We start from the raw sequence: 25,807 nt of genomic DNA, 5'->3' as shown, positions 1-25,807 counted from the left end.
GCGCTTGCCTGTTTGCCGTTGAAATTCTAAGACTTTGCGGGAGCAGGGGTTGAAGCCGGTTCGGCTTGGAATGGGGAAAAGGCAGGGAATTCTTTGAAGACAGTCCGCTTCGACCGGCCACAATCCTATTCGGCGCGCCTCGCGCTGCGCGTCGCCCGTTTCGCCCTGCTGCTGTTCGTCGTCGTCGCCGTGCTGCATCGCTTCGGCTTCATCCTGACACCGAACTTCGTCTTCCTCGCCATGCTGAGCGCGGCCGCGGCGCTGATCGCCGTGCTGCTCGCCGCCATCGGCTTCGTGCGGCTGTGGTACTGGGGCGCCAAGGGCGGCGTCGCCTCGGCCAAGGCGCTTCTCTATGCCGCCCTGCCGCTGGCTGCTGCAGGTGCTGCAAGCTACGCCTATGTGACGCTGCCGCCGATCTACGACGTGCAGACCGAGCTGGTCGAGGAAATCCCCTGGCTGAAGCCGCCTGAGGCCAACCAGCTGACCCTGCCGCGCCCGCCGGAGGATTTCGTCCGCGACCGCACGTTGCAGATCGCCGCCTATCCCGGCCTCAACGGCCGCCGCTACGAAGGCGCGCTCGACCGTGTCCAGGAAGCGGTGATGCGGGTCGCCAGCGCCGAGCGCATCGAGATCGTCGCCACCAAGGGCACCGATTTCGCGCCGCCATCATCGGACCAGCCGGAAACGCCGGCCGTGCCCATTCCGTCGCCGCGCCCCGAGCCCTCCGGCGATGACGCCGGCATCGCCGCGCTGCGCCCGCCGGACGTGCTGCTGCAGGGCTCCGTGCGCACGCTGGTCTTCGGCTTTCCCTTCGATGTGATGATCCGCCTGCGCGAGGATTTCGACACCACCATCGTCGATGTGCGCACCATGTCGCGCTACGGGCCGCACGACCTCGGCTACGGCGCGCGCATCACCGACAGTTTCCTGCGCGCCCTCGACGCCGATCTCTTGGGTATCGCCGCGAAATAGTCCGAGCCTCAGGCGGGATGGTAGACGCCCGTCAGCCGTGGCGGGCCGTCCGTGGTGACTGCGCCCTTTTCGATCATCTCTTCCAGATGCGACAGCACCGACAGCGCCGCGGCGCCATGCAGGCGCGGATCGGTCTCACGGTAGATGACCTTCACCATCTCGGCGATCTGCCTGTCGCCGGCCTTCAGCCGCTCCAGGATGGCGCGCTCGCGCATGCGGCGGTGAGTCCTCATGCCGCGCACGAAGCTTCTCGGCTCGCGCACCGGCCCGCCATGGCCGGGCAGGTAGAGCGCGTCGTCGCGGGCCAGAAGCGTCTCGAGCGAGGCCATGTAGTCGGCCATGCTGCCGTCCGGCGGCGCGACGATGGAGGTCGCCCAGGCCATCACGTGGTCGGCGGAAAACAGGATGCCGGTGCCGTCGAGCGCGAAGGCCGCGTGGTTGGCGGTATGGCCGGGCGTCAGGACGGCGGTCAGGCTCCAGCCGTCGCCCGTCACCGTCTCGCCGTCGGCAAGCGCCCGGTCGGGGACGAAATCGGTGTCCGAGCTTTCGGCAAACGGGTTCGTTTCGCCGGCATAAAGCGGCCGGGCAGGGCGGTGCGGTCCCTCCGCCACCACCTGCGCTCCGGTCGCCGCTTTCAGCCGCCGTGTCAGCGGCGAGTGGTCGCGATGGGTATGGCTGACGAAAATATGGGTCACCTCGCGGCCGGAAAGCGCCGCCATCAGCGCCTCAAAATGCGCCTCGTCCTCCGGGCCCGGATCGATCACCGCCACCGACTTCTCGCCGACGATATAGCTGTTCGTGCCGTGGAAGGTGAACGGGCTCGGATTGTTGACCGTCAGCCGCTGGACGCCGGGCGCGACATCGACCGCCCGGCCATAGGCAGGCTCGAAGGCGCGGTCGAAGGAGATGTCGTCGCTTGCCATTGTCCCTCTATGATCCGCTACTTGTACTCGATCTCGATGAAGGACATCGGGCTCTCGCCGCCATTGACGACATTGTGCTCGACGCCCGCTTCACGCCGGTAGACTTCGCCGGCCTTCGAGGAGACGCGCCGTTCGCCGTCCTTGTCCTCGATCAGGAAATGGCAGTCGGTCATCGGCACCACCACATAGCCCATGCCGTGCACGTGATGGCCGGTATCGGCCCCCGGCTCGAAGTCCCAGCGCGTCACGCGCACGACGGCATCGTCGAGAAGGACGGTCGGAACGGCAGGCGGTCTGGCGCGGAATGTCGACATGGGAGGCTCCGGTGTGGGCTGATCTTGCTCCCGAAGGCGTAGCAAGCGCGCCGCTGATAGACCAATGAATTCTGTTGAAAAGAAAATGCGGAAGCAGCCGTCATCAACCGTTGCCGCCGTCGCCGCTTCTTGCTAATAGCCCGTCACCGCTTCGCAGTCATGTGCGCGTCACGGATCTGTTGGGGTGTAGCCAAGCGGTAAGGCAGCGGTTTTTGGTACCGCCATTCCCTGGTTCGAATCCAGGCACCCCAGCCACCGTTTTTCAGACTTTTACGTATCGGTTTCCAGCGTCGGCTCACATGCAGGCGCGCCTTGCGTCCTGTGGGGCGATCCATGATCCCGCCGAGCTTCCCCGGCGGGCCAGTATCAAATCAGACAGGCCTCTCAGCCCGCTTCCTCAGTTCGAACCGACCAGCAGTTCCTCGCAGTAGGACGGGCCGTTGACGCCGGGGCGGTCGCCGAGGACACGGATCGAGCGGATGGTGTAGCTCTTGTCGACACTGATGACGGCCGAGCAGCGGTAGGAACGGCCCTTCACGGTCTTGTAGCCGCCGGTCCAGTTGTAGACGGTCAGGCCTGCTTCGGAACGGTCGGAGGAGGGCGGGCCGTAGGCGGCGAAGAACTTGCCGGCTTCCTTGCCGTTCCAGGCGGCTTCGATCGGGGTGGCCGCCCCCGTGGTGGCGCAGGCGGAAAGGGTTGCAGTCATCAGAGCGGCGGCAAGGATGCGAACGCGCATGGAATATGGTCCTGTGGTTTGAAGTCCGGTTCAATCGGTGATGTGTCCCTTAGCAGGTTTTGCGGAGCGTGTTTGTGTGGTTGACGGCACACAGGAAAAATTTGTGACACGAAAACGCCCCGTTTCGGCCGCTTTGAAATTCCTTCGCAAAAATGTCGTCAGGGCGCTTGTGCAATCAAAATTGCTGGTCTATAGAGGCGCCGCTGGTCACGGAGTGTAGCGCAGCCTGGTAGCGCACCTCGTTCGGGACGAGGGGGTCGAGTGTTCGAATCACTCCACTCCGACCAGCCGAAAAGCCCGCGAAAGCGGGCTTTTTTCATGTCCGGCCGCCGGCCATCTCGCGAAGGCCAGCGGCGCGCGCATTTTCCCGTTATCGTCCCCGACCTAGTCAATGACGCTTTTGCGGCGCACAACCTCCGGCAGGAAGGCCTGACGCTTCGGTTTTGCCGGCTTGAATTCGGTTTCGATCGCGACGTCGATGTCGTCGCCAAGCGCCGGAATTGCAAAGTTCAGCCCCCATTGCGAGCGCTTGACGACGAGATGGCCGGAAAAGCCGAGCTTGGCGATCTTCTCGATCGGATGTTCGGCCATCGAGCCGTTGAAGGTGACGTCCATCACCGCCGGGTGAGTCTCCCCGCGCAGCGTCAGGTCGCCGAAGACGCGACCGGTCTTCTCGCCATCGATGACGACCTTCGTCGAGACGAAGCGGATCTTGGAGCCGGCGAGGAAATCCGCATCGCCGCCGATCTTGGCGTCGAAGTCCTCGACCTCGGGGAACGGAAAGTCCGTCCGCACCTGCATCGGGTCGATTTCGACGGTCAGCCGCGATTGTTCGGGCTTCTCGCTGTTCCAGTCGAGCCGTGCCTTGGAATCGATGAAACGGGCGGTGAAATGCGACAGGCCGAAATGGTCGATCCGCCAGGTCACGCTGGTATGCGGGCTGTCCTGTTCATAGTGTCCGCTCGGGGCGGCGTCGGCGGCGAAGGCCGCGGCCGGGCAGGCGATCAGGATCGCGCTCAGTAGGGATTTGATGGTCATGGTCATTCTCCTTGAAGGTAAGTGGAAAGAGGCTGCGGCAAGCTCGACCGCGCCGGGCGCAATCCCGGCAACGGTCGGCGTCGCAGCCGTTGGACAGGGGTCTCGCGGCTGCCGGCGCGCTCATGCGGCAAGCCCGACATCGGTGCGCAGCGCCTGGAAATCCGCATCGGTCAGCGCCGGGCGGATGGCGAACTCGACGATGGCGTTGAAGATTTCCGGCGGCAGGCTCTGCTGCATACCGCCGACCATCATGCGCCGCTGCGCGGGGTTCATCGCCGGCAGCATCATGCGCGTGAAAGCCATGTTTTCCTCCGGCGGCAGGGCGCTGATGATGCGCATCTCGATGCCGAGCAGCTCGTCGTCGGAAAAGGTCTGCCAGAGGATCGGGCAGAGCACGGTCTCTTCCTCGTGCATGTGGGCGAAGTCGTCGGCGATATAGGCGGCCATGGCGAGATAGAGTCCGCGTCCGGCTTCCGCCCGCGCCGCGCCGGAGGCGGTCTCGACGGCGACGATCTTGTCTTCGAGCACCTGGAAGGCGGCGCGGTGATCGTCATGCTGCTCGTCGACGAGGCCGGTCTCGACGCCGCGGCGGTGGAGTGCGGCATGGATTTCCGTGTCCTCGTGCTTCACATGGGCGGCGGCCATGGAGAGAAGCCGGCGCATGTCGGCCAGCAGCTTTTCGGTTGTCTCGGCATTGCCGAAGTCGTTGGCGCCCAGCCGGGCGAGCAGCAGGCATTGCGTGCGGCGAAGGCCCTTGTGGATGTTGCCGTAGATATCGTAGCGTCCGTTGAGCGCAGGGATGTGCGCCATGGTGTCTGCATGGGTCATGATCTGTTCCTTGAAGGTGTGTTTCGGGCCGCGCCGACTGCCGGTGCGGCGGAACAACCAGATAGCCGTGGCTGCCCGTCCGGGCTTCCTAAAAGCTTGCTAAGCGCGCCCGCACCTTCCTAAATATTTCCTATCGCCGGGGGTGGTGCGTGCCGGAGAGATGCAACCGTGGTAAACAGGTGCTCGGGGATCGGGCAGGGCTTTGGGATCGATGCTTGAGGAAGATGTCGCCGCGTTCATTTCCGGCAATGTGATGATGATCGCCGCCACGCGCGACGAGGCGCTGCGCGCCCATGTCGGCCGCGGCTGCGGCGCCTATTTCGACGCGGACGCCGGCGACCTCGTGCTGCTCGTGTCCTCCAGCCAGTGGCCGGACTTTTTCGCCAACGCGAAAAAGGGCGCCCCGATCGCCATGACCGTCTGTCAGCCGGACAATTACCGTTCCATGCAGGTCAAGGGAAACATCTCCGGCGTGGAGATGGCGACGGCACGGCAGGTGGCGCATGCCGGCGATTATCTCGACCGGATGCTGGCGATCATGGCCGGGCTCGGGGTGAGCCGATTGCAACTTTCCACCGTCTTTTCGAACGCCGATCTCGCCGCCATCCGCTTCTGGCCGGTCGATCTCTTCATCCAGACACCCGGTCCGGAGGCCGGCGAACGGGTGCAGCGGAGCCAGTCATGACCGGCGTGCCGCTCGAAGCCATCCGCGACAGTTTCGAAGGCATCATGCCGTCCGTCATCGCCACGACGGATGCGAGCGGCATTCCGAACCTTTCCTACCTGTCGCATGTCTACTACGTGGACAGCGAGCATGTGGCGCTTTCGAACCAGTTCTTCTCCAAGACGGCCGCCAATGTGGCGGCCAATGGCCGGGCGACCGTCGTCGTGCTCGACGGCCGCATGGGCCTGCAGCACGTGCTCGATCTCGTCTTCGTCAGTTCGTCGCAGTCGGGCCCGATTTTTGACCGCATCTCCGCCCAGCTCGATGTGATGGCGAGCCTGCAGGGCAAGTCGCACATGCTGAAGCTGCGCGCCGTCGACATCTATCGGGTCGAACGCTGCCGGCGCATCGATCCGGTCGCCCCGCTTGAAACCGCGCCGGAGAAGCCGGCCGCCGACCGGGACTGGCTGGCCCATGCGGCCGCCGCCACCGCCGAGCTTTCGGCCATCGCTGACCCCGAAACGCTGCTCGACCGCAGCCTGGAAATCCTCGAGGAGCGCTGCGGCTTTCGCCACTCGATGATCCTGGTTGCCGACGGCGAAGGGCGCAAGTTGTCCACCGTCGCCAGCCGCGGCTATCCGCATTATGGCTTCGGCGCGGAAATCGCCTTCGGGGACGGCATCATCGGGGTGGCCGCCGAGCGCGGCCTGACGGTGCGCATCGCCGACATGCGCCGCAGCCAGCGCTATGTCTCGGCCGTCGCCCTGGCCGCGGGGTTGAACAGGGACGACATTCCCATGCCGGCCATCGCACAGGCGCAATGCCAGATCGCCGTGCCGATGATTGCCAACGGCCGGCTTTCGGGCGTGGTCTTCGCCGAGTCCGAAGAGAGCTTCGCCTTTTCCCACGCCCATGAGGCCGCGCTCGAAATCATCGCCCGCCAGATTGCCGCCGGCCTGGCGATCTTCGAGCTTTCCGATGCCGCCAGCGAAGCGGCCGGGCGCGGCGCGGCGCCGGCGGAAAGCGCCGGTCCCGGGCAGGCGTTCAGCTTCCAGTACTTCCCGCGCGACGGCGGCGTCTTCATCGACAACGACTATGTCATCCGCGGCGTGCCGGGCCGGCTACTCTACCATTTCGTCCGCAGCTATGTGGAGACGGGACGGGCCGAGTTTTCGAACCGCGAAATCCGCCGCGACCGCACCTTCAATCTCCCCGATTTCAAGGACAATCTGGAAACGCGTCTCATCCTGCTCCGCCGCCGGCTGGAAGAGCGCGGGGGTCCGGTGCGCATCGAGCGCCCCGAACGCGGGCAGATCCGGCTGATGATCGACGGCAATCCGCAGATCGCCGTCACGGAGGCTTGAACCCGCTTCTGATCGGCGAACGGCCGCCTACCGCTGCTCGATGCAGCGTTTCAGCAGCCGGGTCCCGAGGTCGATTTCGTCCTCGTTGGAGGCGGCGAAGCCGACGAGCAGGGCCTTTCGCGGAGATTTCCGGTCGGCATGGTAATAGGACAGCTGCTCGACGCCGAGATTTGCCTCCCGGCAGCGGTTCAATACCGCGTCTTCATCGATCGACTGATCCCGGTAGTAGCAGAGATTGTAGAAGCCGGAGGCGAACTCCGGCGGTTCGAAGATGTCGGCAAAGTCGGACTTGAGGATCTGCAGAAGCCGGTTCTGCCGCTTGGCGTAGATGCGGCGCATCCGGTGAAGGTGGCGGACGTAGTGTCCGTCCTCGATCATGCGCCCGACGATCTGCTCCGTGAATTGCGGCAGCGCCCGGTAGCGGACCTGGATCAGCCGCCGGCATTTTTCCGCAAGCGGCCGCGGCATGATCATGTAGCCGACCCGCAGCGACTGCAGCAGCGTCATGCTGAAGGCCCCGACATAGATGACCTGGCCGGCCTGGTCGAGCGCTTTGAGCGGCGGAATGGGGCCGCCGCGATAGCGGAACTCGCTGCCGAGATCGTCCTCAATGATCAGCGTGTCCCGGTCGGCCGCCCAGTGCAGCATTTCGAGCTTGCGCTTCAGCGGCATGGCGATAGTCATCGGCTGCTGCTTGGCGGCCGTGACGAAGGCGAGCTTGACGTCGCGGCTGGCGACGGTGTGCGGGTCCGGCCCGGAGGCGTCGACATGCATTGGCTCGATCTTGCAGCCGGACGACTGGAAGACGGAGCGGATCGCCGCCATTCCAGGCTCCTCGAAGGCGACGGTGTCGCCGGGATTGAGCAGCAGTTCGACCAGAAGTGTCACGGCGTGGTGGCCGCCGAGCGTCGTCACCACCTCTTCCGGCTCGCAGTGAATGCCACGGCTGACGGCGATGCGGCGGGCGATCTGCTCTTCCAGCAATGTCGGTTGCGAGATCTCGCGGTAGTTGACGATGCGGAAGTCGCCTTCCGCGAAAACCTCCTTCGTCAGGCGTGACCAGATGTTGACCGGAAACAGCCGGTGATCCGGCGTCGCCATGTGCAGGTGCTGCGAACCGTCGTTGAGCGTCAGCGAGTTCCGCCAGGTCAGCGCCTGCCCGCGTCGCGACAAGAGCCTGTCGAACCGGTCGGATCCGTCCTCCTTGCTCTTCGGGACCGGGCCGGGCTTGCCCGCCTGGCGACGCGGCACGGTTTCGACATAGGTGCCGCTGCCGCGCGCGGAGTTGAGATAGCCTTCCGCGACCAGCTGGTCGAGCGCCGTCACCACCGTGAAGCGTGACACGCCGAGGCTTTGTGACAGGACGCGGGAGGAGGGAATGCGCATGCCGCCTGGGATCGCTCCTGACAGGATCATCTCCCGCAGGCCGTCATAAAGCTGCAGGTAGAGCGGCCGCGTGCTCTCGGCATCGAGGATCAGGCCATCCAGGCTGGCGCCGTCGATCGTGCGGGCGATGGCATGCCTCCATCCGGTGTGTCTCCACCATGACAAGTGGACTGGTCATTTTTACGATTTCTGGACATGTATAAAGCATTCTTTCGGACTGATAACCATCCCCGATCAATCAACGGAGCCGGCGGGTGGGCCGCAGGCCCGGCCGTTCCGGCCCTATCGGGGGACTTTCGATGGATGAACTGCGCTATCTCTCCGGCCTTGTTGCAAAGGGCCGCCTGTCACGTCGCGATTTTCTTGGGCGCAGTGCCGCGCTGGGGGTCGGCCTCGTTGCCGCCGGAACGCTGCTGACCGACAGCGCGAGGGCCGAGGGACCGGTTCGCGGCGGCACGATCAAGCTCGGCATGCAGGGGGGAGCCTCGACCGACAGCCTCGATCCGGGCCTTGCCACCAACCAGGTGACCGCGATGGTCAACCATCTCTGGGGCGAAACACTGGTATGGCTCGCGCCCGACGGCACGCCCACGCCCGTCCTCGCCGAGGAATGGAGCGCCTCTCCCGATGCCAAGACCTGGACCTTCAAGATTCGCAAGGGCGTGCAGTTCCACGACGGCAGCACGCTGACGCCGGCCGACGTGGTCGCGACCATCGAGCGGCATTCGGACAAGGCTGCGAAGTCGGGCGCTCTCGGCATCCTCAAGGGCATCGAAACGGTCAAGGCGGACGGCGACACGGTGGTCTTCACGCTTGCTGAAGCCAATGCCGACATGCCCTTCCTGATGATCGACTATCACCTCGTCATCCAGCCGAACGGCGGCAAGGATAATCCCGAGGCCGCGATCGGCACCGGCCCCTACAAGATCGCCGCCGCCGATGCGGGTGTACGTTACAATGCGACCCGCTTTGAAAATTACTGGAACGGCGCGAATGTCGGCTTCGCTGATCAGGTGGAGGTCGTCGTCATCAACGACGCCACGGCGCGCATCGCCGCCCTGCAGAGCGGCCAGGTCCACATGATCAACCGCATCGACCCGAAGACCGTCTCCTTGCTCAAGCGCATGCCGCGGGTGAAGATCCGCAACGTGTCCGGCCGCGGCTTCTATCCGTTCAACATGTTCTGCGATACGGCGCCCTTCGACAACAACGACCTGCGGCTGGCGCTGAAATTCGCCATGGACCGCGAGTCGATGATCGACCACGTTCTGGCCGGCTACGGCTCGGTTGGCAACGACACGCCGATCAACAAGGCCTATCCGCTCTTCGAGGAGATCGAGCAGCGGGCCTACGATCCGGAGAAGGCGGCCTTCCATTTCAAAAAGTCGGGCCACACCGGCAGCATTCTGCTGCGCACCTCGGAAGTGGCGTTTCCCGGCGCGGTCGACGCGGCGGTCCTCTACCAGCAGAGCGCGAAGAAGGCCGGGATCGAGATCGAGGTCAAGCGCGAGCCTGGCGACGGCTATTGGTCGAACGTCTGGAACGTCCAGCCCTTCTCAACCTCCTATTGGGGCGGCCGTCCCACGCAGGACCAGATGTATTCGACCGGCTACATCTCGTCGGCGGACTGGAACGACACGCGCTTCAAGAACGAGGCCTTCGACAAGATGGTCGTCGCCGCGCGTGCCGAACTGGACGAGACCAAGCGCCGGGCCATGTACCGCGACATGTCCGAGATCATGCGTGACGAGGGCGGCCTGATCGCCCCGATGTTCAACGATTTCATCGATGGCGTCAGCGAAAGCGTTCAGGGCTGGGTGGACAATCCCGCCGGCGAACTGATGAATGCCGATGCGCCGCTGCGCTGCTGGCTCAGCGCCTGATTGCGACCATCGATCGACAACCGGAAAGGCGCGCCAGGCTTTGCCCCGGCGCGCTTGCTTTCCGCCAGGAGGACGGGACCATGCCGCTTCAAAACAGACTTCTGCTGATCATCCTCGACGGCCAGCCCTGGCGCAATGCGCGCCGGCTGATGGGCAATCTGGAGGGCTGGGTCGAGGCCGGCGAAGCGCGCGTCTGGAAAATGCGCTCCGTCCTGCCGTCCACCTCGGCCTCCTGCTACGCATCGATTCACACCGGCGTGCCGCCGCAGGTGCACGGCGTCCTGTCGAACGAGACGCTGTTTCGCGTCTCCCAGCCGGATGTCTTCTCCGAAGTGGCCATGGCCGGCGGGAAGACAGGCGCCGTCACCCATTCCTTCTGGTCGACCTTCTTCCAGCGCGCGCCCTTCGACATGGCCCGCGACATAGAATACGACGAGGCGGAAGGGCCCATTCATCACGGTCGTTTCCACACCATGGCGGGCTACAATCACCAGAACCAGATGACGCCGAGCGACCTCGACCTGTTTGCAACGCTCACCATGCTGACGGAGCGGCACAAGATCGACTACGGCATCCTGCACACCTGCACGCTCGACAGCATGGGCCACCGCTACGGCCACGATTGCACGCAGATGGATCAGGCCTGCTTCACGATCGACGCGCAACTTGCCGCCTTCCTGCCGCGCTGGCGCAGCAACGGCTACGAGGTGATCGTCACGGCCGATCACGGCCAGACGGACCGCGGCCATCATGGCGGCCATGACGAGGAGATGCAGGACTTTGCCTTCTACTGGTTCGGTGGCGGCGAGGGACCTTCGCCCGATACGCTCCTCGACCAGTTGCAGGTCGCGCCGACAATCCTCACGCGTCTCGGCGTGCCGGTGCCGGAAAGCATGACACGCAAGCCGTTCCTGACCTGATCAGGGACCTGTCTGCGAGAACACCCGGATCAGCCGGTCGCGCATCGTGTCCATCGGCAGTTCCGGCGCCTCGGGCGAGGGCAGCATGCCGTCGACGAAGCCTTCCTTTTCGAAGCGCGCGACCAGCGCCGCATCGCGGCTGATGACGTGCACGGGAACGGCCCGCGAGGCATCCGGGCCGGTCACGATCGGCGCCGGCTGATGGTCGCCGAGAATGACGAAGATGGCATCGTCGCCGAAGCGGGAAATGTAGTCGCTGAGCGTCTGCAGCGAATAATCGATGGTCGCGATGTAATGGCGGCGGACATTGTCGCCGTCCGACCAGACGGTGCGGGGGCTCTCGTCGCTCTCGGCCTGTTCGTTGAACGCCGTGCCGTCGCCGACGTCGTTCCAGTCGATGAGCTTGGCGACCGGGGTCCACGGCGCATGGCTGGAAATCAGCGCCATTTCCGTCATCACCGGCTGACCCTTGGCGCGGGCCGGATCGCGCACCAGACGCTGGAAGGCCGACAGCGTGTACTGGTCCGGCATGGTGATCCAGTTGAAGGGCTTGCCCTTGTAGCCGAGGTCCTTAGCGGCGAAGATGTCGTCATAGCCGAAATAATCCGCTTCCGGCCAGTCCATGGTGATGGCCGGCATGACGGCCGCCGTCCGCCATCCGGCCTGGCGGAACAGGCTGTTGAGGCTCGCCCGCTTGCTGATCATCAGCCGGTCGTAGCGCGCCTGGTTATCGGTCCAGAGCCCTGACAGGAATGTCCCGTGCGCCAGCCAGCTGAGCCCGCCCATGGTCGGCGAGCGCGACCAGCCGGACGCGGAGGCAAAGCCTGCGGCTTTCAGCTGCGCTTCGGATGCTGCCAGCCGCGGTTTGATCAATGGACTGTAGCGTGGATCCTCGACCGCACTGCGGCCATAGGATTCGACGAAGATCACCACCACGTCGCGGCCCTTGATGCCGGCAAACAGGTTGGTTCCAGCGGCGGCCGGATCGTCGGCGACGAGATCGCGTTCGTACTGGCGCATGTCGGCGATGGACGTTTGTACCAGCACCAGCCGGTTGCCGAGATAGGAACCAGCCCTGAGATCAGCCCGGATGCCGGCCAACGGCCCGGTGAGCCAGAGCGCCGTGCCGAGAACGAGCAGGCCCGCCGCGCCGACGATCGCGCTGCGCCTCACGGATCCGGCCAGGCCGGCAATCCGGCATTGCGAGCGGTAGAACAGGAAAAGGAAAAGGCAGAAGAGCACAATCACCACGCCGATCGCGAAGGCGGCCGGTAATCTGCCGATAGAGCCGGAAAAAATATTCCAGCCGTCGCCGAGCATCTTGATGTCGAGATAGGGGTTGAAGCGGCGCTGGAAGGCAGATTGCACGCCGATGTCGGCGATCTTCAGGAAGAGCAGGGTGAAGACGGCGATGGAAGATACCGCAGCGACCACAAGCGCCAGGCGCCGGGGAAGCAGCAGCAGCGCGAGCAGCAGCAGCGGGATTTCCAGCGGCAGGCGCTGAAAGGCGCTAAGCGAGAAGGCACCGGGATGATCCGGCAGCGTCAGCGCGGCAAAGCTGACGATGAGGAAGAACAGGCCCGCGAACAGCAATCTGGTCATGGATGCATCGCCGCTCTTGCCCGGCGCGTCATTTCTTGTCATCGACATGATCTTTCAAATGCTGGGCCGACTGCAAGACGGTCGGCGGTATCATCGTCACGCGACAGTCCGGGGAAGGTAGACATTTGCGCAAGTTCGCCGTCATCTCGGCCCTTCTCTGTCTGGCGCTGCTGGCCGCCCTGATCTGGGCGACCGACACCACCAAGCTGATCGACGCCTTGCGGAGCATGCCGCCCGGCCATATCCTCGCCGCGCTTGTCGTCGTGCAGGTGCAGATCGTCGCTTCGGCCTGGCGCTGGCGGTTCACTGCGGGACGGCTCGGGCAGGAGATCGGCCTGTCGATGGCGATCCGCGAATATTACGTCAGCAGCGCTCTCAACCTCGTCCTGCCGGGCGGCATGGCCGGCGATGCGGTGCGCGCCTATCGCAGCCGCGCCGACGGTGCGGGTGGCTGGAAGCGTCCGGCGGCCGCCGTCTTTCTGGAGAGGCTGTCCGGACAACTGGTGTTCTTTGCCATGAGCTGCGGTGGCCTCATCGCCTGGCCGCTGTTTCTCGGTGGCCGGCTGCCGGAAAATCTCGACATCGTGCTGTGGATTGTCGCCGCCATCCTCGTCGTCGGGCTGGGCCTCGGCATTGCCATGCGGAACGCCTGGCTGCCGGCCCGGTTTCGCGGTCTCGGCCCAGACCTTGCCGCCGTGTTCTGGAAGGATGGTGCGTGGCTGGTACAGGCGGGTCTCGGCGTGCTGATCGTCGGTGGATATATAGCGGCCTTCATGATCGCCTCCGATGCCGTCGGCGCGCCACTGCCGCTGATCGCCGCCTTCACCATCATTCCGCTGTGCCTCCTGACAATGCTGATACCGGCCGGCATCGGCGGCTGGGGTACGCGCGAAACGGCGGCGGCCGCGCTCTGGCCGTTGTTCGGCTATGCGAACGTCGATGGCCTTGCCGCAAGCCTTGCTTACGGCCTTCTCTCGCTCACCGGTGCCACCATACCGGGATTGATCTCGGTGGCGGTCTCGATCTGGCAGGGCCGCATCGGAAAGGCTTAAGGAATGCCTCGGCATCAGGATTCCAGCCGGGCGTAGATGTCGCCCGACGGGCTTGCCGGAGGCGCTTGGGCGAGTTCCTTCAGCATGGCGATGGCATCCTTCCAGCCGCTGTTGACGAACTGGTGCTTCTCGCCGACGACGCGGTTGAAGCGGTAGTCGCCAAGCGCCGTCAGCCGGGCGATCGCCTCGCGCGTCACCGACGGCATGGCCGGGATGTATTCGAAGGCGATCAGTCTGACCGGGGTGGAAAGGCCCCGAAGGATATCCGCCTCGGCGCCTTCGCAATCGATCTTGCAGAAATCCGGCCGGCCGTAGCGCTCGATCAGCAGGTCGAGCGTGGTCATCGGCACGGTGATTTCCCGGTCCCATCTGACCTGCCGGAAACCGTCGGCATCGCGCACGCTGTCGATGAAGTGGCGCGAGGTGCTGGTGACCGTCGGATGGCGGCTGGATATCCGCAGCGATATCTCTCCGACTTCCGCGCCGACGGCGACGCGCTCGAAGCCCGCCAGTCGGCCGGCGAAATGCTTCTCGATCAGGTCGGCGAAGACCGGCTGCGGCTCGACCGCTACCACCTGCGCGCCGAGCGACAGGAGCGTCTTGCTGCGGCTGCCGGCATGGGCGCCGATGTCGAAGACGAGGTCGCGCGGCGAGACGAGCTCGCTGTAGAAGCGCTTCAGCGCCTGCCGCCGCCAGGGCTGGCCGTAATAGATGGCAAGCGACCGGGCGAGGCCGGCCGCCGTATCGAGGCGCGATTTCAATTCCATGGCCGTGATGCCCCCTTGGAAAGCAGGAATTTGGTGTCGACCGCGAAGGAATAGGCGAGCAGAGCCAGCGCGGCGGCGGCAATGGCGCTTGAGACCGGCGGCTGGACGATGGGAATGAGGATGACGCAGAGGGCTGCCACCTGCACGACGCAGATCAGCTTGCGGCGGGTGGATGGCGGCAGCGGCGCGCCAAGCGCCGGCAGCGCGTATTGCGCGGCGATGAAGCCGTATCGCATCAGCCCGATCGCCAGCACCCAGGCACCTGCCTTGTCGAGAAACAGCGCCGCCGCCGACAGGACGAGAATGAGAAGGGCGTCCACTTCCATGTCGAAACGAGCGCCGAGATCGGACTCCTGCGCCAGCGCGCGGGCCAGATAGCCGTCGAAGCCGTCGAGAATGAGTGCCAGCAGCACGAGCCCGATGAGCAGCCACAGCACCGAGGCGGGCGCGTGCATGTCGATCGCAAAGAATACGGTGGCGGCGACGAGGCTGACGATGGCGGTGCGAACGGCGGTCACCGCATTGGCGGCGCCGAAGACCCTGTGCCGGTGATGTGGCAGGCCGCGCACGACAAGCGCGAAGATGACAAGCGTCAGCACGCCGGCAAAGGCCAGCGCTCCGGTTCCGAGCGCCAGATGCGGCTGCAGCAGGCAATAGAGCCCGATTGCGGAAGCAAAGACGCCGGCGAGGATCAGCACGGCGTTGTTGAAAAGGCCTGACGCCGCCGCGCCGCCGGGCGGCCGTCCGTCATTCGGGGGAGGGGGGAAGGTCTGGTCCATCGCCGCCCGCCTATTCCGCCGCAATCATCGCCCGGAGGTCGATCATGTGGCCGGCGCGAAGCCGCTTCGTCTCCAGATAGCGGACATTCTCGTCGTTGACGGCGCCGGTGACGGCGACGCGTGCCTCGACGGTGATGCCGCCGGCCTTCAAGGCGGCGATCTTGCTCGGATTGTTGGTGTGCAGCACGACCTTTGCGATACCGAGAAGCCGCAGCATGGCAATCGCCGCCTCGTAGCGGCGATGGTCTTCGCTAAAACCGAGCATGGCATCGGCGTCGATCGTGTCGAGGCCGAGATGCTGATAGCCGTAGGCGCGCATCTTGGCGCCGATGCCGGTGCCCCGGCCTTCCTGGTCGAGATAGAGCAGAACGCCGCCGCCGGCCTCCTTCAGTTGCCGCAGGCCGTTGCGCAGTTGGTCGCCGCAGTCGCATTTGAGCGAGCCGCAGAGGTCGCCCGTCAGGCAGGAGGAGTGGATACGCACCGGAACGGGCCGGGTGGTGTCGGGCTTGCCGACCACGATGGCGACCTGGTCCTTCTGCGCCAGCCCACCGCGGAAGACGACGAAATCCGCTCGGCCCAGATCCTTCAGTGGCACAGGCGTGCGTACGACGATCTCGAAATGCTGGCGCGCCGTGCCGGAGCCGGCGAGCGCCTTATGGTCCAGAGAGCAACAGGCGGCGAAGCGGTCCTCGATCCCGGTGACGTCGGCGCAGATGACGGCCGGCAGCAGCAGCGCGGTGCGGGCGAGCTCCGCCGCGGCTTCCATGGCCGCGTTGCCGGCCTCATGGAAAAGCGGCTTCTTCGCATCCAGTGCGTAGGCCAGCCGCGACGCATCGGCAAAGGATACATCCTTCAGCGGCACGGCGATGCCGCCCTCTCCGGTAACGCCCAGCTTGGCGGCGCGCTCAGCGGTCAGATAAAGGCTGTGCGTCTTTCCGACGGCAACCGCGAACTGGTCGTAGATACCTGGAGCCACGCTGTCGAGCGCCAGCGCGGCCAGCCTGCGCTTGCCGTCCTTCAAGATCACCGGGCGGCCGAACCGGAGTTCCGCAACGGCCCGCTCCACGTCCATTGCGGAAGTCGAAAATTGAAACGGAGAGTTTTCAGCCATTGCCATGATATGTCGATCCTGTCTTGCGGATAGTGTCGTGCATAGGTGCCCGTACGCCAGCCAAAGGTTCATTCGTCGGCGAAAAAAGATGACGGCCCGGGCGACGGGGCATATTTGCGGGCCGCCTTGACGCGTCCGGCAAATAAATGTCGGCTGCACCGAACCTTTTTTCAGCTCCAAGCGTACTTACGACGTGAAAGCAATGACGGATCAGATTGGGAGAGGCTCAGAGTTGGACAGACAGACTTTGTCAGCACGCATCATTGAAGATCAGGCCGAGGCCCTTTGGCTCCCGTCAGCCGGCACGTGCGAGCTGCGCCCGGAAGCGCTCCGCCCGCCGCAAAGCGGCGAAGTGCTGGTGCGCGCCCTGTTCAGCGGTATCAGCCGCGGCACGGAATCCCTCGTCTTCGCCGGCAAGGTGCCGGAAGCGGAAAAAGAGCGGATGCGCGGGCCGCATATGGCCGGCGATTTCTCCTTTCCGATCAAATACGGCTACTGCCTCGTCGGCCGCGTGGAGGAGGGAGAAAGCGATCTCCTGGGCCGGACCGTCTTCTGCCTGCATCCGCATCAATCGGCATTCGTCACCAACGCGGATATGGTCGTGACGCTTCCGGACAATCTGCCCGCCGAGCGCGTCGTTCTGGCTGCCAACATGGAAACCGCGCTGAACATCGTCTGGGACGCCGGCATTCTGCCCGGCGACCGCGTGGCGGTCTTCGGCACCGGCGTCGTCGGATCGCTGGTCGCGTATCTGGCAAGCCGCATCATCGGCACAGAGATCGTGTTGGTCGACCGCAATCCGGCGCGGCGCGATCTTGCCGAAAAGCTTGGCCTCACCTTCGTTGAAGGCGCCGCGCTGGACGGCGATTTTGACGTCCTGGTCAACGCATCGGCCTCCGCCGCCGCACTCGCCCAGGCGCTGGAGCATGCGGCCTTCGAGGCGCGCATCGTCGAGGCGAGCTGGCATGGCGATGCGCAGGTGTCGCTGCCGCTCGGCGGTGCTTTCCACTCCAAACGGCTGTCGCTCGTCAGTTCGCAGGTCGGCGCCGTGCCGCCGGCAAGGCGCGGCCGCTGGACTTTCGCAAGGCGGCTTTCCAAGGCGCTGGAGCTGCTGCAGGACAACCGCCTCGACGCCCTCGTTTCCGGCGAAACCGCCTTCGCGGACATCGCCGAAGCCTACCCCAAGATCCTGTCCGACCCCGGCACGCTGTGCCATCGCATCCGCTATTGAAGAAAGAAGAGACATGTTTGCAGTTGAAGTTCGTGATCACATCATGATCGCCCACAGCCTTCCCCGTCCCGTATTCGGCCCCGCCCAGGCAACCCACGGCGCCACCTTCGTCGTCGACGCCGCCTTCTTCACAGCTGACGTCGACGAGGACGGGCTTGCCGTCGACATCGGCGCGGCGACGACGGTGCTGGGCGAGGTGGTGAAGCCGCTCAACTACCAGAACCTCGACAATGTCGAGGCCTTCAAGGGAAAGGTGTCCACGACGGAAGTGATCGCCAAGCACATCTTCGACGAGCTCAAGAAGGCGGTTGGCGAAAAGCGCCTCGGCCCCGGCAGCCACCGCATCGCCAAGATCCGCGTCACCCTGCATGAATCCCATGTCGCCCGCGGCTGGTACGAGGCCGAGCTTTGAGCCGGACGCTCGTCTTCGCCTATCCCGGCGACCTGCAATTGAAGACCGGCGGCTATGGCTATGACCGGGAAATGATCGCCGGGTTGCAGGCGCTCGGCTGGTCCGTGACGCTGCTTGCGCTCGGCGAAGGGTTTCCGTCACCGTCGCCTGAGGCAAAGAGTGAAGCCGAAAGCCGGCTGTCGTCCCTGGACGATGGCGCATTGGTGCTGATCGACGGTCTCGCCTTCGGGGTCCTCGACGAGTGGGCCGAGCGCGAAACCGGCCGGCTGAACATCGTCGCCCTGGTTCACCATCCGCTGGCGCTTGAAAGCGGTATCGATGCGCAAACGCAGGCACGCCTGCATGAAAGCGAGCGGCGGGCGCTCTCCTTCGTCCGCCATGTCGTTGTCACCTCCAACGGCACGGCTCGCGAACTCGTCGCCAATTTCGGTGTCGAGCCGGAGCGGATCACCGTCGCGCCGCCCGGTACCAGGCCGGCCACGATCGCCTCGGGAAATGGTGAGCCGCCGCACATCGTTTGCGTTGGCACGCTGACGCCGCGCAAGGCGCATGACGTGCTCATCGACGCGTTGAAGAGGGTGGAAGACCTGCCATGGTGGGCGACGATCGCCGGCAACAAGACGCTACATCCCAAGACGGCAGATGCGCTTGCCGCGCAGATTGAAAGACTTGGCCTGTTGGATCGCGTCTCGCTCGTCGGCGAACGCGACGACATTCGCCAGTTGATGGCGACCGGCGACATCTTCGCGCTGGCGAGCCGCTATGAAGGTTACGGCATGGTGTTCGCCGAAGCCCTGTCGCAGGGCCTGCCGATCGTCGCCTGCCGTGCCGGCGCCATTCCCGAGGTCGTGCCGGAGGAGGCGGGCTTCCTCACCTCTGCCGACGACGTCGAAGCTTTCGCCGGCTCTCTCCGCACGCTGCTGTCCGATGGCGCGTTGCGCCGTCGTATGGCCGATGCCGCCTGGCGGACCGGTGAGAAACTGCCCGATTGGCCGGAGACGGCGCGGATCATCTCCCAAACACTGGAGGCGCAGATATGAGCGGCTTCGACAAGGATTGGCTCGCCCTGCGCGAGCCGGTGGACATGGCCGCCCGCGACCCGGTGCTGATCGGCATGCTCGCCGGTCGCCTGCACGAGGCCGAAGACCCGGCCATTCTCGATATCGGCTGCGGCACGGGGTCCACATGGCGCAGCCTCAATGAGCACCTGCCGGCCGGCACCCGCTGGCTCCTGCTCGACCACGATCCGCTGCTGCTGGACGAAGCGCAGCGCCGGATCGGCGTGGACGGGACCGTTGGCTACCGGCAGTTCGACCTCACCGATCTCGACGGACTGCCTCTGGAAGGCATTTCAGTCGTCACCGCCTCGGCCCTGTTCGACCTGGTGTCGGATGATTTTTGCGCGGCCTTCGTGGAGCGTCTGGCCGGTCACGGCTGCGGTCTCTACGCGGCGTTGAATTATGATGGCGTCGTTTCCTGGTCGCATGCCCATCCGCTCGATGCCGACATGGTCGCCGCCTTCAACCGGCACCAGCAGACCGACAAGGGCTTTGGTCCGGCTTTGGGGCCAGGGGCGACGGCGTGTCTGGAAAAGCATCTCGGCGCAAGCGGCTACGCGGCTTTCACGCGACCGAGCCCCTGGCGGATGGACGCATCGTCGGCGGCATTGCAGGAGGCCTTCCTACTCGGCTTCCACCAGCCGCTCACGGAAATGTCCGGCAAGTCGACCGCCGAGATCGAGGACTGGCTGTCCTTCCGCATCGAGGCGATTGGCAGGCCCGGCAGCCTATGCGAAGTCGGTCACCTCGACCTGATCGCCTTTCCGGGCTGAGGGGTTTTCCGGCTTCAGCTGACAGTCGAACAGGATGTCGCTGCCGAGGCTGTAGACGCTGGTTGCCGGTCGATGCGCGCTGGACAGGCGCTCGATCGGCGGCAGGCTGATGCCGCTCGGTCCCGAGCCGATAATGATCGGCGACACGGCGACATGCAGGCGGTCGACGAGCCCCGCCTCGATGAAGCGGGCAATCGTCCTGGCGCCGCCTTCGACGAGGATCCGGTCGAGACCGCGTTTGCCAAGTTCGTTCAGGATGTCGTGGGTCGCGAGCCCGTTTTCGCAAGGCGAGAGGCGGATCACCTCGGCATTGCCGAGCGGCTTGCCTTCGGCATGGGCGCTGCGAAACACGATCACCGGCGCCCCGCCGTCGGAAAATAAGCCCTCCGAGCCCGTCAGCCGGCCGTGACAGTCGATCACCACGCGCACCGGACTGGGGCCGGGAACGAGGCGCACGGACAGCCGCGGATCGTCCGCGGTAACCGTGTGCTCGCCGACGATGACGGCATCCACCAGCGCCCGGCAGCGGTGCAGGTGCATGAGCCCGTCCGGCCCGGAAATGTCGCGGGCGTCTCCCGAAGGTGTTGCGACGCGGCCGTCGAGCGACTGGCCGACCTGGGCCAGCACGAAGCGACCCTTGGCCTCGGCGATCGGGCCATAGACGGCAAAGGCCGGATCGTGTGACGGCGAACCAATGGCGGCCCCTTGCCTCATGGCAAGGAGCCGGTCCCAGGTCTCGTCTGTCATGTCGATGGACTGCATCGCCAAGGTGCTTTCCTACAGGATCCGATAGAGCGTCACGTCGCGCTTGATGACATGGTGCATCAGCACCGCTCCGATATGTAACGCGAAAAGTGCCAGCAGGATCCATGAGCTCCAGTAATGAATGCCTGAAAGCGTCCAGGCGATGCTCGGCGTCTTGCCGATCGGGCTCCAGATTTCGACGAGGCCGAACCATTCCAGCGGAAAGCCGTGGGCGTTGGTCGCCAGGAAGCCGGTGACCGGCATGATGATCAGGAAGGCATAGAGCAGACCGTGTACGGCATTCGCGGCAAATTTCTCGATGGCCGGGCCTTCGTGCTCCGGGCTGCGGGTCACGAGCTTGTTGCCGACCCGGATCAGCATCAGCCACAGGATCAGGAAGCCGAAGCTCTCATGCACCATGTAGAAGGTCAGGGAGGACTCGTTCTTGATGAATTGGATGACGAAGCCGAGGGGCCATGTCAGGAGAACCAGTCCGGCGATCGCCCAGTGGAGGATGCGTGTCGTTGATGGATGGCGCTCGACGCGGATCCATGCCTGCGTCGGACCTCTGACGCCTTCATGCGCCTCTGTTTCAATGGTGTTGAGCACTCTGCCCTCCAGTGTTTCCCCCAGGCGCCGGTCTACCGAGACCAAACGTCCTCCCGTGCCTGCGCTGGAAATGGACTGACGACCGCCCCTTGCTGTCGTCATCTGCAGCTAGGTACCCGTTACGCCGGGAATGGTTCATTGCCGGGCAAGAAAAAGTACATGAAAGACGGCCACGGAGCGAATCGACCGTTCGGGATGGGAGGAGGAAGCGGCAGGCCATGCCTGCCGTCGCCCGTTCACTCGCACGCGGGTGCTTCAGTCATGACCGAGGCTAGAACCTTGCACGCGTCCAGCATCGGCGCTCCGTCGCGTGTCGTCACGCCGGCCTCGAGCGCTTGCTTGACCGCCTGTGGGCTGAGGCCCGGATTTGCGGCGAGCAGCAGGGCGGCGACGCCGGTCACATGCGCGGTCGCCACGGAGGAGCCGGACACATAGCGGTATTCGTCGTGCGGGGCTGTCGAGATGACATCGACAGCGGGGGCGGGGATGCCCTCGCGGGCGGATTTGCCCGCGGCGATGACGCCGGGACCTGACGCCGGGAAGGCCGGCGTCTTGCCGTCTCCCCAGGCGGCGACCACAACGAGCCCCTTGCCGATCGCCGACTGAACGAGTTCCTCCAGAAGCGGATCGGCCGGCCCGCCGAGGCTCATGTTGATGATGTCGAAATCATTGACGATCGCGAAGTTCAGCGCCCGGGCCAGCGAGAAGCTGTTGCAGTGGCCCGGACTGCCCTGCGATTGCCAGCAGGCCCTGAAAGCGCTGAGCTGCGCCTCCGGAGCGACGCCGACAATGCCGGTGGCGTTGGCCGCATCGGCCGCGATGATCCCGGCCATCGCCGTGCCGTGCGCCTCGGCCAGTCCGTCGGCCTGCTGTGCGTCGACGAAATTGTGGAACGAGGCAAGCCGCCCGGCAAGGTCCGGATGGGTGCCGTCGATGGCCGAATCCACCACCGCGACCTTTACGCCGGCGCCTTTCGATATGCGTTGCGCGGGCGCGGCATTGATCTCGGTAAGCGCGTACTGGGCGGGAAAATACGGGTCGGAATAGGGCGTCTCGAACGTGTCGAAATCCTGGACGCGCTGCACGGTCCTGATCCTTGGATCGGCGCTAAGGTCGGCCATCAGCCGGTCGACATCCGTATTGCGGTCGATATCCATCACCAGGCAGTGGACGCCGATGGAGGACAACGGCCACTCCGCCGTCAGAGTGACGTGGAACTGCGCTTCGAGCGCGTCCGCCAGGGCATCGATGCCGCTGCGGTCGGCAAGCGGCACGGTGAGGATCAGATGCGTGTTCGCCACGATCGAGTTGGCCGGCACCAGCCGATAGGGCGGCTCGGGAGGCGCCGACTGGGCTGCCGCCCCGAAAGCGGAGGTCACGGTGAGAAGTGCGGCAATCGTGGTGCGGATCATGGTCATTCGACGGGCGCCGCAAAGATGATTTCGGGGGTGGACATCAGCGCCTTGGAAAGCGCCGCCAGATCGGCCCCGCTCTTGGCCTTCGTCGTGTAGACGCCTGCCTTCGAGGGGCCGCCATCGAGTGCTAGGCCGTATTTGCCGAGAATGGTCTGCAGTTCGTCGGTGCTGACGCCGGGTGTCGTCTGGAACTTGATGACATCGTGGGCGGCTGTGTTGCTTGCCGTCAAGGTTTGGAAGTCGCCATCGGTCGGAAGCGTCATCACGGCGACCATGACGCAGGCCGCCGCGCCGATGCCGGAAAGCATCATGCCCCCCTGGTGCTGCCTGAGCCAGGTCCAGAGATTGAAGGCCGGCTTGGTGGCACGCCGTTCGGACGAGATCCGTTCGCGCAAGGTCTCCCAGCTGCGCGAAACGGGCGCTTCAAACGTTTCTGCTGCGGCAACGTGGCCGGCGAGCTTGCGTTGCCGGGCGATTTCCTCGGCGCAGTCGCGGCAGGTCAGCGCGTGCCGCCTGACGGCGTCCATCTCGTCTTTCGGCAGCGAGCCGTTCACATACCACGGGATCAGCTCCATGATGCCGTCGTGGCCGTCAGTGGGTGTCTGGTTTCGAAGGTCAAGCAACTGCGTTCTCCGAATAGGTGGGCAGATCGTCGGACAGCATGTCGTGCAGGCGCTGCCGCGCGGTCATCATTCGCGTTTTCACGGTGCCGACCGGGCAGCCGAGGATTTCGGCGATCTCCTTGTAGAGATAGCCGTTGTAGTAGGTGAGTTCCACGACGGCGCGCAGTTCTGGCGTCAACTGCTGCAGGGCCGTATGAATGTCCTTCCGGTTCATGATCGCGTCGGCGGTGTCCTGTTCGTCGTGCACCATGTCTTCCTCCAGCGCCACCGTTCCCTTGTGCCGCCCGTTGCTGCGCGCCTGCTTCAGCGCCAGCCGGTAGGCGATGCCGAAAATCCACGACGAGGGCTTCGAGCGTCCCTCAAACCGGTCTGCCGTGCGCCAGACCACCATCAGCGTGTCGTTGGCAATTTCTTCGGCGGCTTCCGTGCTGTCGATGACGCGCCTCGCGAAATGCATCAGCTTCGGGAAATACTGGCCATGGAGGCGCTCGAAGGCGTTCACGTCACCGGCCGCGATCGCTTTCAACAGGCGCAGATCCGCCGCGACGGAGCCTCCCCTGAATGTCGACTGGACGGATTTGAGTATGCCCATTTAGAAATTTCGCCTTGCTCTCTGCACCCGTGAGTGTTCCCGATCGGCCGGAAGGTTCATTGCCTTCCGGTTTTATTTTTGGTCGCGCGCATCCTTCCCGTTGGTAAATGGCGGCGCACGGGCGCCGGCGTCAGTGAGGCCGACAGGCGCCGATCGCATAGTGGGTTGAATCTTGCCGGCTTTCAATCCGCAAAGGACCGTCCTGTCGACAGGTCCTCCCGTGGGGCGGTGACGGCCTAGCGATAGGTCTCGTTGGTCCGGCGGTCGAGCTCTTCGCTGTAACGGCGCAGCGCATGCTGCTCGGTCAGGAGGCCGAGGACGCGCATCGACGACCGGTTCTCGACGACCGCGAGCGCATCGCACTCGGCCTTGGTGAAGATGTCGATCGCCTGGCGGATGTTCTGGTCGGGCGTCAGCATGGTTTCGGTCAGGCGCAACAGGTCGGTGAGTGTCTCCGCCACGTCGCCCTCGTCACGGTACAGGTCGGGCACATAGACGATGCCGCAATAGCGGCCGTCGTAATCCGTGACGATCACGCGCTGGGTCGCGCCCAGCGGAAAGTCGCGGCGCACGCGCTCCAGCGGCGTGTCGACGAGGACGGTGCGCACGTCCTTGCGCATCATCCGCCCGACGCTCAGTTCCCTGACCCAGCCGACATCGGCGGCGCTGCGGATGGATTCTCCGCGCAGGTGGAAGCGCCAGGTGGCAAACGAATAGCCGAACACCCGCCGCGCCGTCAGCGACGAGACGACCGCCGCCGCCAGCACCGCCGCCGTCAGCGGCAGGCTGCCGGTGGTTTCGAGCGCCAGGAAGGACATGGTCAGCGGCGCGCCGAGCACGGCGGTCGCCATGGCGCACATGCCGATGATCGCCACCACCATGGCGGGGATCTGCAGGCCGAAGGCGAGCATCCAGCCGATGGCGACGAGCTTGCCGAGCATCGCGCCGAGAAACAGCGAGGCGAAGAACAGGCCGCCGCGAAAGCCGCTGGCGATCGATGTCGCCGAGGCAAGGATCTTCAGGACGATCAGCATCAGCAGGAACGGCGCCGTATAATAGGCGCCGAAGCCGACATGCAGCGCCGAGTGTCCGGACGACAGCACCGCCGGCGTCACCAACGCCATGGCCCCGACGCAGGTGCCGCCGACGACGGGGCGCGCCCAGACCGGCAGCCGGCTTGCCGTAAACAGCCGCTCCATGAGCGTCACCGTCATCATCATGGCGATCGCCACCAGCGAACTGAGGAATGCCATGAAGAAGACGAGGGTGTAGTCGGACAATGACAACGCGCCGGCGAAGCCGACCTGGAAGGACGCCTGCGGCATCACGAAGCGCATGACCCCGAAGGCCGAGATCGCCGCGACCACGACGGGCGCCAGCATGCCGATGGAATAGGTCGAGATGATCAGCTCGAAGGCGTAGAAGGCGCCCGTCAGCGGCGCATCGAAGGCCGCCGCGATCGCGCCGGCCGCGCCGCAGCCGACCAGCGTGCGCAGGTCGTTGCGGCGCACATGAAAGAGCTTGCCGATCTTGGAGGCGAGCGCCGAGCCGATCTGGGTATAGCCGGCCTCCATGCCGATCGAGCCGCCGACCCCGTTCGACACCATGGTCTGCAGGACGAGGAACAGGCTGCCGCGGATCGGCATGCGGCCGCCGTAGAGCGCATTGGCCTCCACCGGGTCGATGATCTGCAGCGTCTTGCGCCGCTGGTGGATGAAGGCGAGCAGGCCGACGAGAATGCCGCCCGCCGCCGGCACGAAGAAGGCCCTCATCGGCTCGACGAACTCCGCGCCGCTGACCTCATGGCCTTCGACGGCGAAGAGTATGTGGTGAACCCACTGGATGACGGAAACCATGCCGGCGACGCACAGGCCCGCAAGCGCCCCGATAACGGCCGCCAGCAGCGCAAGCGCCGCCTCTTCGCTGCGGATGAGCGCACGGACCTTGCGGGGGATGATCGAGTGCCGGGATGTTTCTGTCTCGGCGCTCCTGTCGTCTGGCACGGTGAATT

At 65.1% G+C, this 25,807-nt stretch carries 26 protein-coding genes and 2 tRNA genes; 12 read left to right on the top strand and 16 right to left on the bottom strand.

Going from position 1 to position 25,807, the window contains the following annotated elements; genetic code table 11:
- The first annotated feature begins 93 nt into the window (after positions 1-93).
- Complete coding sequence (locus tag ACU5AY_RS12540) at positions 94-972, top strand: DUF1499 domain-containing protein (RefSeq protein ID WP_446826470.1); 879 nt, start codon at positions 94-96, stop codon at positions 970-972.
- A gap of 8 nt (positions 973-980) precedes the next feature.
- Here the strand turns inward: ACU5AY_RS12540 and ACU5AY_RS12535 are convergent, their stop codons facing one another.
- Both ACU5AY_RS12535 and ACU5AY_RS12530 read right to left on the bottom strand, forming a co-directional pair.
- Positions 981-1,895, bottom strand: coding sequence for an MBL fold metallo-hydrolase (locus tag ACU5AY_RS12535; RefSeq protein ID WP_446826469.1), 915 nt, complete (start codon positions 1,893-1,895; stop codon positions 981-983).
- A gap of 17 nt (positions 1,896-1,912) precedes the next feature.
- The gene (locus ACU5AY_RS12530; protein ID WP_446826468.1) at positions 1,913-2,209 is read right to left on the bottom strand and encodes a cupin domain-containing protein; all 297 of its coding nucleotides are present in this window, start codon (positions 2,207-2,209) and stop codon (positions 1,913-1,915) included.
- 180 nt (positions 2,210-2,389) lie between these two features.
- Here ACU5AY_RS12530 and ACU5AY_RS12525 point away from each other — a divergent pair.
- Positions 2,390-2,464 (top strand) — tRNA-Gln (locus tag ACU5AY_RS12525).
- A gap of 142 nt (positions 2,465-2,606) precedes the next feature.
- On the opposite strand, the gene ACU5AY_RS12520 is transcribed toward ACU5AY_RS12525, so the two are convergent.
- Positions 2,607-2,945: a hypothetical protein gene (locus ACU5AY_RS12520; protein WP_446826467.1), complete on the bottom strand. Its 339-nt coding sequence runs from the start codon at positions 2,943-2,945 to the stop codon at positions 2,607-2,609.
- 210 nt (positions 2,946-3,155) lie between these two features.
- Here ACU5AY_RS12520 and ACU5AY_RS12515 point away from each other — a divergent pair.
- Positions 3,156-3,232, top strand: a tRNA-Pro gene (locus ACU5AY_RS12515).
- Between the two features lie 97 nt (positions 3,233-3,329).
- Here the strand turns inward: ACU5AY_RS12515 and ACU5AY_RS12510 are convergent.
- Positions 3,330-3,983: a YceI family protein gene (locus ACU5AY_RS12510; protein ID WP_446826466.1), complete on the bottom strand. Its 654-nt coding sequence runs from the start codon at positions 3,981-3,983 to the stop codon at positions 3,330-3,332.
- Between the two features lie 120 nt (positions 3,984-4,103).
- A complete protein-coding gene (locus tag ACU5AY_RS12505) occupies positions 4,104-4,811 on the bottom strand; it encodes a hemerythrin domain-containing protein (protein WP_446826465.1) in 708 nt (235 codons plus the stop codon).
- A 211-nt stretch (positions 4,812-5,022) separates the two neighbouring features.
- On the opposite strand from ACU5AY_RS12505, the gene ACU5AY_RS12500 reads away from it, so the two are divergent.
- Positions 5,023-5,496, top strand: coding sequence for a hypothetical protein (locus ACU5AY_RS12500; RefSeq protein WP_446826464.1), 474 nt, complete (start codon positions 5,023-5,025; stop codon positions 5,494-5,496).
- Positions 5,493-6,839 carry a GAF domain-containing protein gene (locus tag ACU5AY_RS12495; protein WP_446826463.1) on the top strand — a complete coding sequence of 449 codons (1,347 nt, stop codon included), beginning with the start codon at positions 5,493-5,495 and terminating at the stop codon, positions 6,837-6,839. Before ACU5AY_RS12500 ends, ACU5AY_RS12495 begins: the two co-directional genes overlap by 4 nt.
- Positions 6,840-6,866: 27 nt before the next feature.
- Here ACU5AY_RS12495 and pdxR read toward each other — a convergent pair whose 3' ends face one another.
- On the bottom strand, positions 6,867-8,390 hold the full coding sequence (gene pdxR / locus ACU5AY_RS12490; protein ID WP_446826462.1) for a MocR-like pyridoxine biosynthesis transcription factor PdxR: 1,524 nt from the start codon (positions 8,388-8,390) through the stop codon (positions 6,867-6,869).
- Between the two features lie 134 nt (positions 8,391-8,524).
- On the opposite strand from pdxR, the gene ACU5AY_RS12485 reads away from it, so the two are divergent.
- Both ACU5AY_RS12485 and ACU5AY_RS12480 read left to right on the top strand, forming a co-directional pair.
- Complete coding sequence (locus tag ACU5AY_RS12485) at positions 8,525-10,108, top strand: ABC transporter substrate-binding protein (RefSeq protein ID WP_446826461.1); 1,584 nt, start codon at positions 8,525-8,527, stop codon at positions 10,106-10,108.
- 80 nt (positions 10,109-10,188) lie between these two features.
- Complete coding sequence (locus ACU5AY_RS12480; RefSeq protein WP_446826460.1) at positions 10,189-11,028, top strand: alkaline phosphatase family protein; 840 nt, start codon at positions 10,189-10,191, stop codon at positions 11,026-11,028.
- Here the strand turns inward: ACU5AY_RS12480 and ACU5AY_RS12475 are convergent, their stop codons facing one another.
- On the bottom strand, positions 11,029-12,672 hold the full coding sequence (locus ACU5AY_RS12475; RefSeq protein ID WP_446826459.1) for a sulfatase-like hydrolase/transferase: 1,644 nt from the start codon (positions 12,670-12,672) through the stop codon (positions 11,029-11,031).
- A gap of 83 nt (positions 12,673-12,755) precedes the next feature.
- Here ACU5AY_RS12475 and ACU5AY_RS12470 point away from each other — a divergent pair, with 83 nt between their 5' ends.
- Positions 12,756-13,682 (top strand): lysylphosphatidylglycerol synthase transmembrane domain-containing protein, encoded by a 927-nt coding sequence (locus tag ACU5AY_RS12470; protein WP_446826458.1) that lies wholly within the window; start codon positions 12,756-12,758, stop codon positions 13,680-13,682.
- Between the two features lie 14 nt (positions 13,683-13,696).
- On the opposite strand, the gene ACU5AY_RS12465 is transcribed toward ACU5AY_RS12470, so the two are convergent.
- Genes ACU5AY_RS12465 through ribA form a run of 3 tightly spaced genes read right to left on the bottom strand, consistent with a single transcriptional unit; the run spans position 13,697 to position 16,345 of the window.
- Complete coding sequence (locus ACU5AY_RS12465) at positions 13,697-14,449, bottom strand: FkbM family methyltransferase (protein ID WP_446826457.1); 753 nt, start codon at positions 14,447-14,449, stop codon at positions 13,697-13,699.
- Entirely contained in the window at positions 14,440-15,228 is a 789-nt protein-coding gene (locus ACU5AY_RS12460; RefSeq protein ID WP_446826456.1) for a CDP-alcohol phosphatidyltransferase family protein, read from the bottom strand. Before ACU5AY_RS12460 ends, ACU5AY_RS12465 begins: the two co-directional genes overlap by 10 nt.
- A 10-nt stretch (positions 15,229-15,238) precedes the next feature.
- The gene (gene ribA / locus ACU5AY_RS12455) at positions 15,239-16,345 is read right to left on the bottom strand and encodes a GTP cyclohydrolase II RibA (protein ID WP_446826455.1); all 1,107 of its coding nucleotides are present in this window, start codon (positions 16,343-16,345) and stop codon (positions 15,239-15,241) included.
- Positions 16,346-16,571: 226 nt separating this feature from the next.
- Between ribA and ACU5AY_RS12450 the strand changes: the two genes are divergently transcribed.
- The 4 genes from ACU5AY_RS12450 to ACU5AY_RS12435 are packed head-to-tail and all read left to right on the top strand — an operon-like array spanning position 16,572 to position 19,813.
- The gene (locus ACU5AY_RS12450) at positions 16,572-17,570 is read left to right on the top strand and encodes a zinc-dependent alcohol dehydrogenase (protein ID WP_446826454.1); all 999 of its coding nucleotides are present in this window, start codon (positions 16,572-16,574) and stop codon (positions 17,568-17,570) included.
- 13 nt (positions 17,571-17,583) lie between these two features.
- Positions 17,584-17,982 carry a 6-pyruvoyl trahydropterin synthase family protein gene (locus ACU5AY_RS12445; RefSeq protein WP_446826453.1) on the top strand — a complete coding sequence of 133 codons (399 nt, stop codon included), beginning with the start codon at positions 17,584-17,586 and terminating at the stop codon, positions 17,980-17,982.
- Positions 17,979-19,022 (top strand): glycosyltransferase family 4 protein, encoded by a 1,044-nt coding sequence (locus ACU5AY_RS12440; protein ID WP_446826452.1) that lies wholly within the window; start codon positions 17,979-17,981, stop codon positions 19,020-19,022. Before ACU5AY_RS12445 ends, ACU5AY_RS12440 begins: the two co-directional genes overlap by 4 nt.
- On the top strand, positions 19,019-19,813 hold the full coding sequence (locus tag ACU5AY_RS12435; protein WP_446826451.1) for a methyltransferase domain-containing protein: 795 nt from the start codon (positions 19,019-19,021) through the stop codon (positions 19,811-19,813). Before ACU5AY_RS12440 ends, ACU5AY_RS12435 begins: the two co-directional genes overlap by 4 nt.
- Here the strand turns inward: ACU5AY_RS12435 and ACU5AY_RS12430 are convergent.
- From ACU5AY_RS12430 to ACU5AY_RS12405, 6 genes are all read right to left on the bottom strand, one after another.
- Positions 19,769-20,575 carry a RibD family protein gene (locus ACU5AY_RS12430; protein ID WP_446829012.1) on the bottom strand — a complete coding sequence of 269 codons (807 nt, stop codon included), beginning with the start codon at positions 20,573-20,575 and terminating at the stop codon, positions 19,769-19,771. The genes ACU5AY_RS12435 and ACU5AY_RS12430 overlap by 45 nt on opposite strands.
- A 15-nt stretch (positions 20,576-20,590) precedes the next feature.
- Entirely contained in the window at positions 20,591-21,106 is a 516-nt protein-coding gene (locus ACU5AY_RS12425; RefSeq protein ID WP_446829011.1) for a cytochrome b, read from the bottom strand.
- 296 nt (positions 21,107-21,402) lie between these two features.
- Entirely contained in the window at positions 21,403-22,584 is a 1,182-nt protein-coding gene (locus ACU5AY_RS12420) for a S8 family peptidase (protein WP_446826450.1), read from the bottom strand.
- Positions 22,581-23,204, bottom strand: a complete 624-nt coding sequence (locus ACU5AY_RS12415) for an anti-sigma factor family protein (RefSeq protein WP_446826449.1) — start codon at positions 23,202-23,204, stop codon at positions 22,581-22,583. Before ACU5AY_RS12415 ends, ACU5AY_RS12420 begins: the two co-directional genes overlap by 4 nt.
- A complete protein-coding gene (locus ACU5AY_RS12410; protein ID WP_446826448.1) occupies positions 23,197-23,796 on the bottom strand; it encodes an RNA polymerase sigma factor in 600 nt (199 codons plus the stop codon). Before ACU5AY_RS12410 ends, ACU5AY_RS12415 begins: the two co-directional genes overlap by 8 nt.
- 236 nt (positions 23,797-24,032) lie before the next feature.
- Entirely contained in the window at positions 24,033-25,799 is a 1,767-nt protein-coding gene (locus ACU5AY_RS12405; RefSeq protein ID WP_446826447.1) for a chloride channel protein, read from the bottom strand.
- Positions 25,800-25,807 lie beyond the last annotated feature (8 nt).

It is taken from the genome of Rhizobium sp. PAMB 3174 (genome assembly GCF_052908375.1).
Note: the sequence above shows the minus strand (reverse complement) of the source record. Positions and strands in the feature narration are given on the sequence as shown.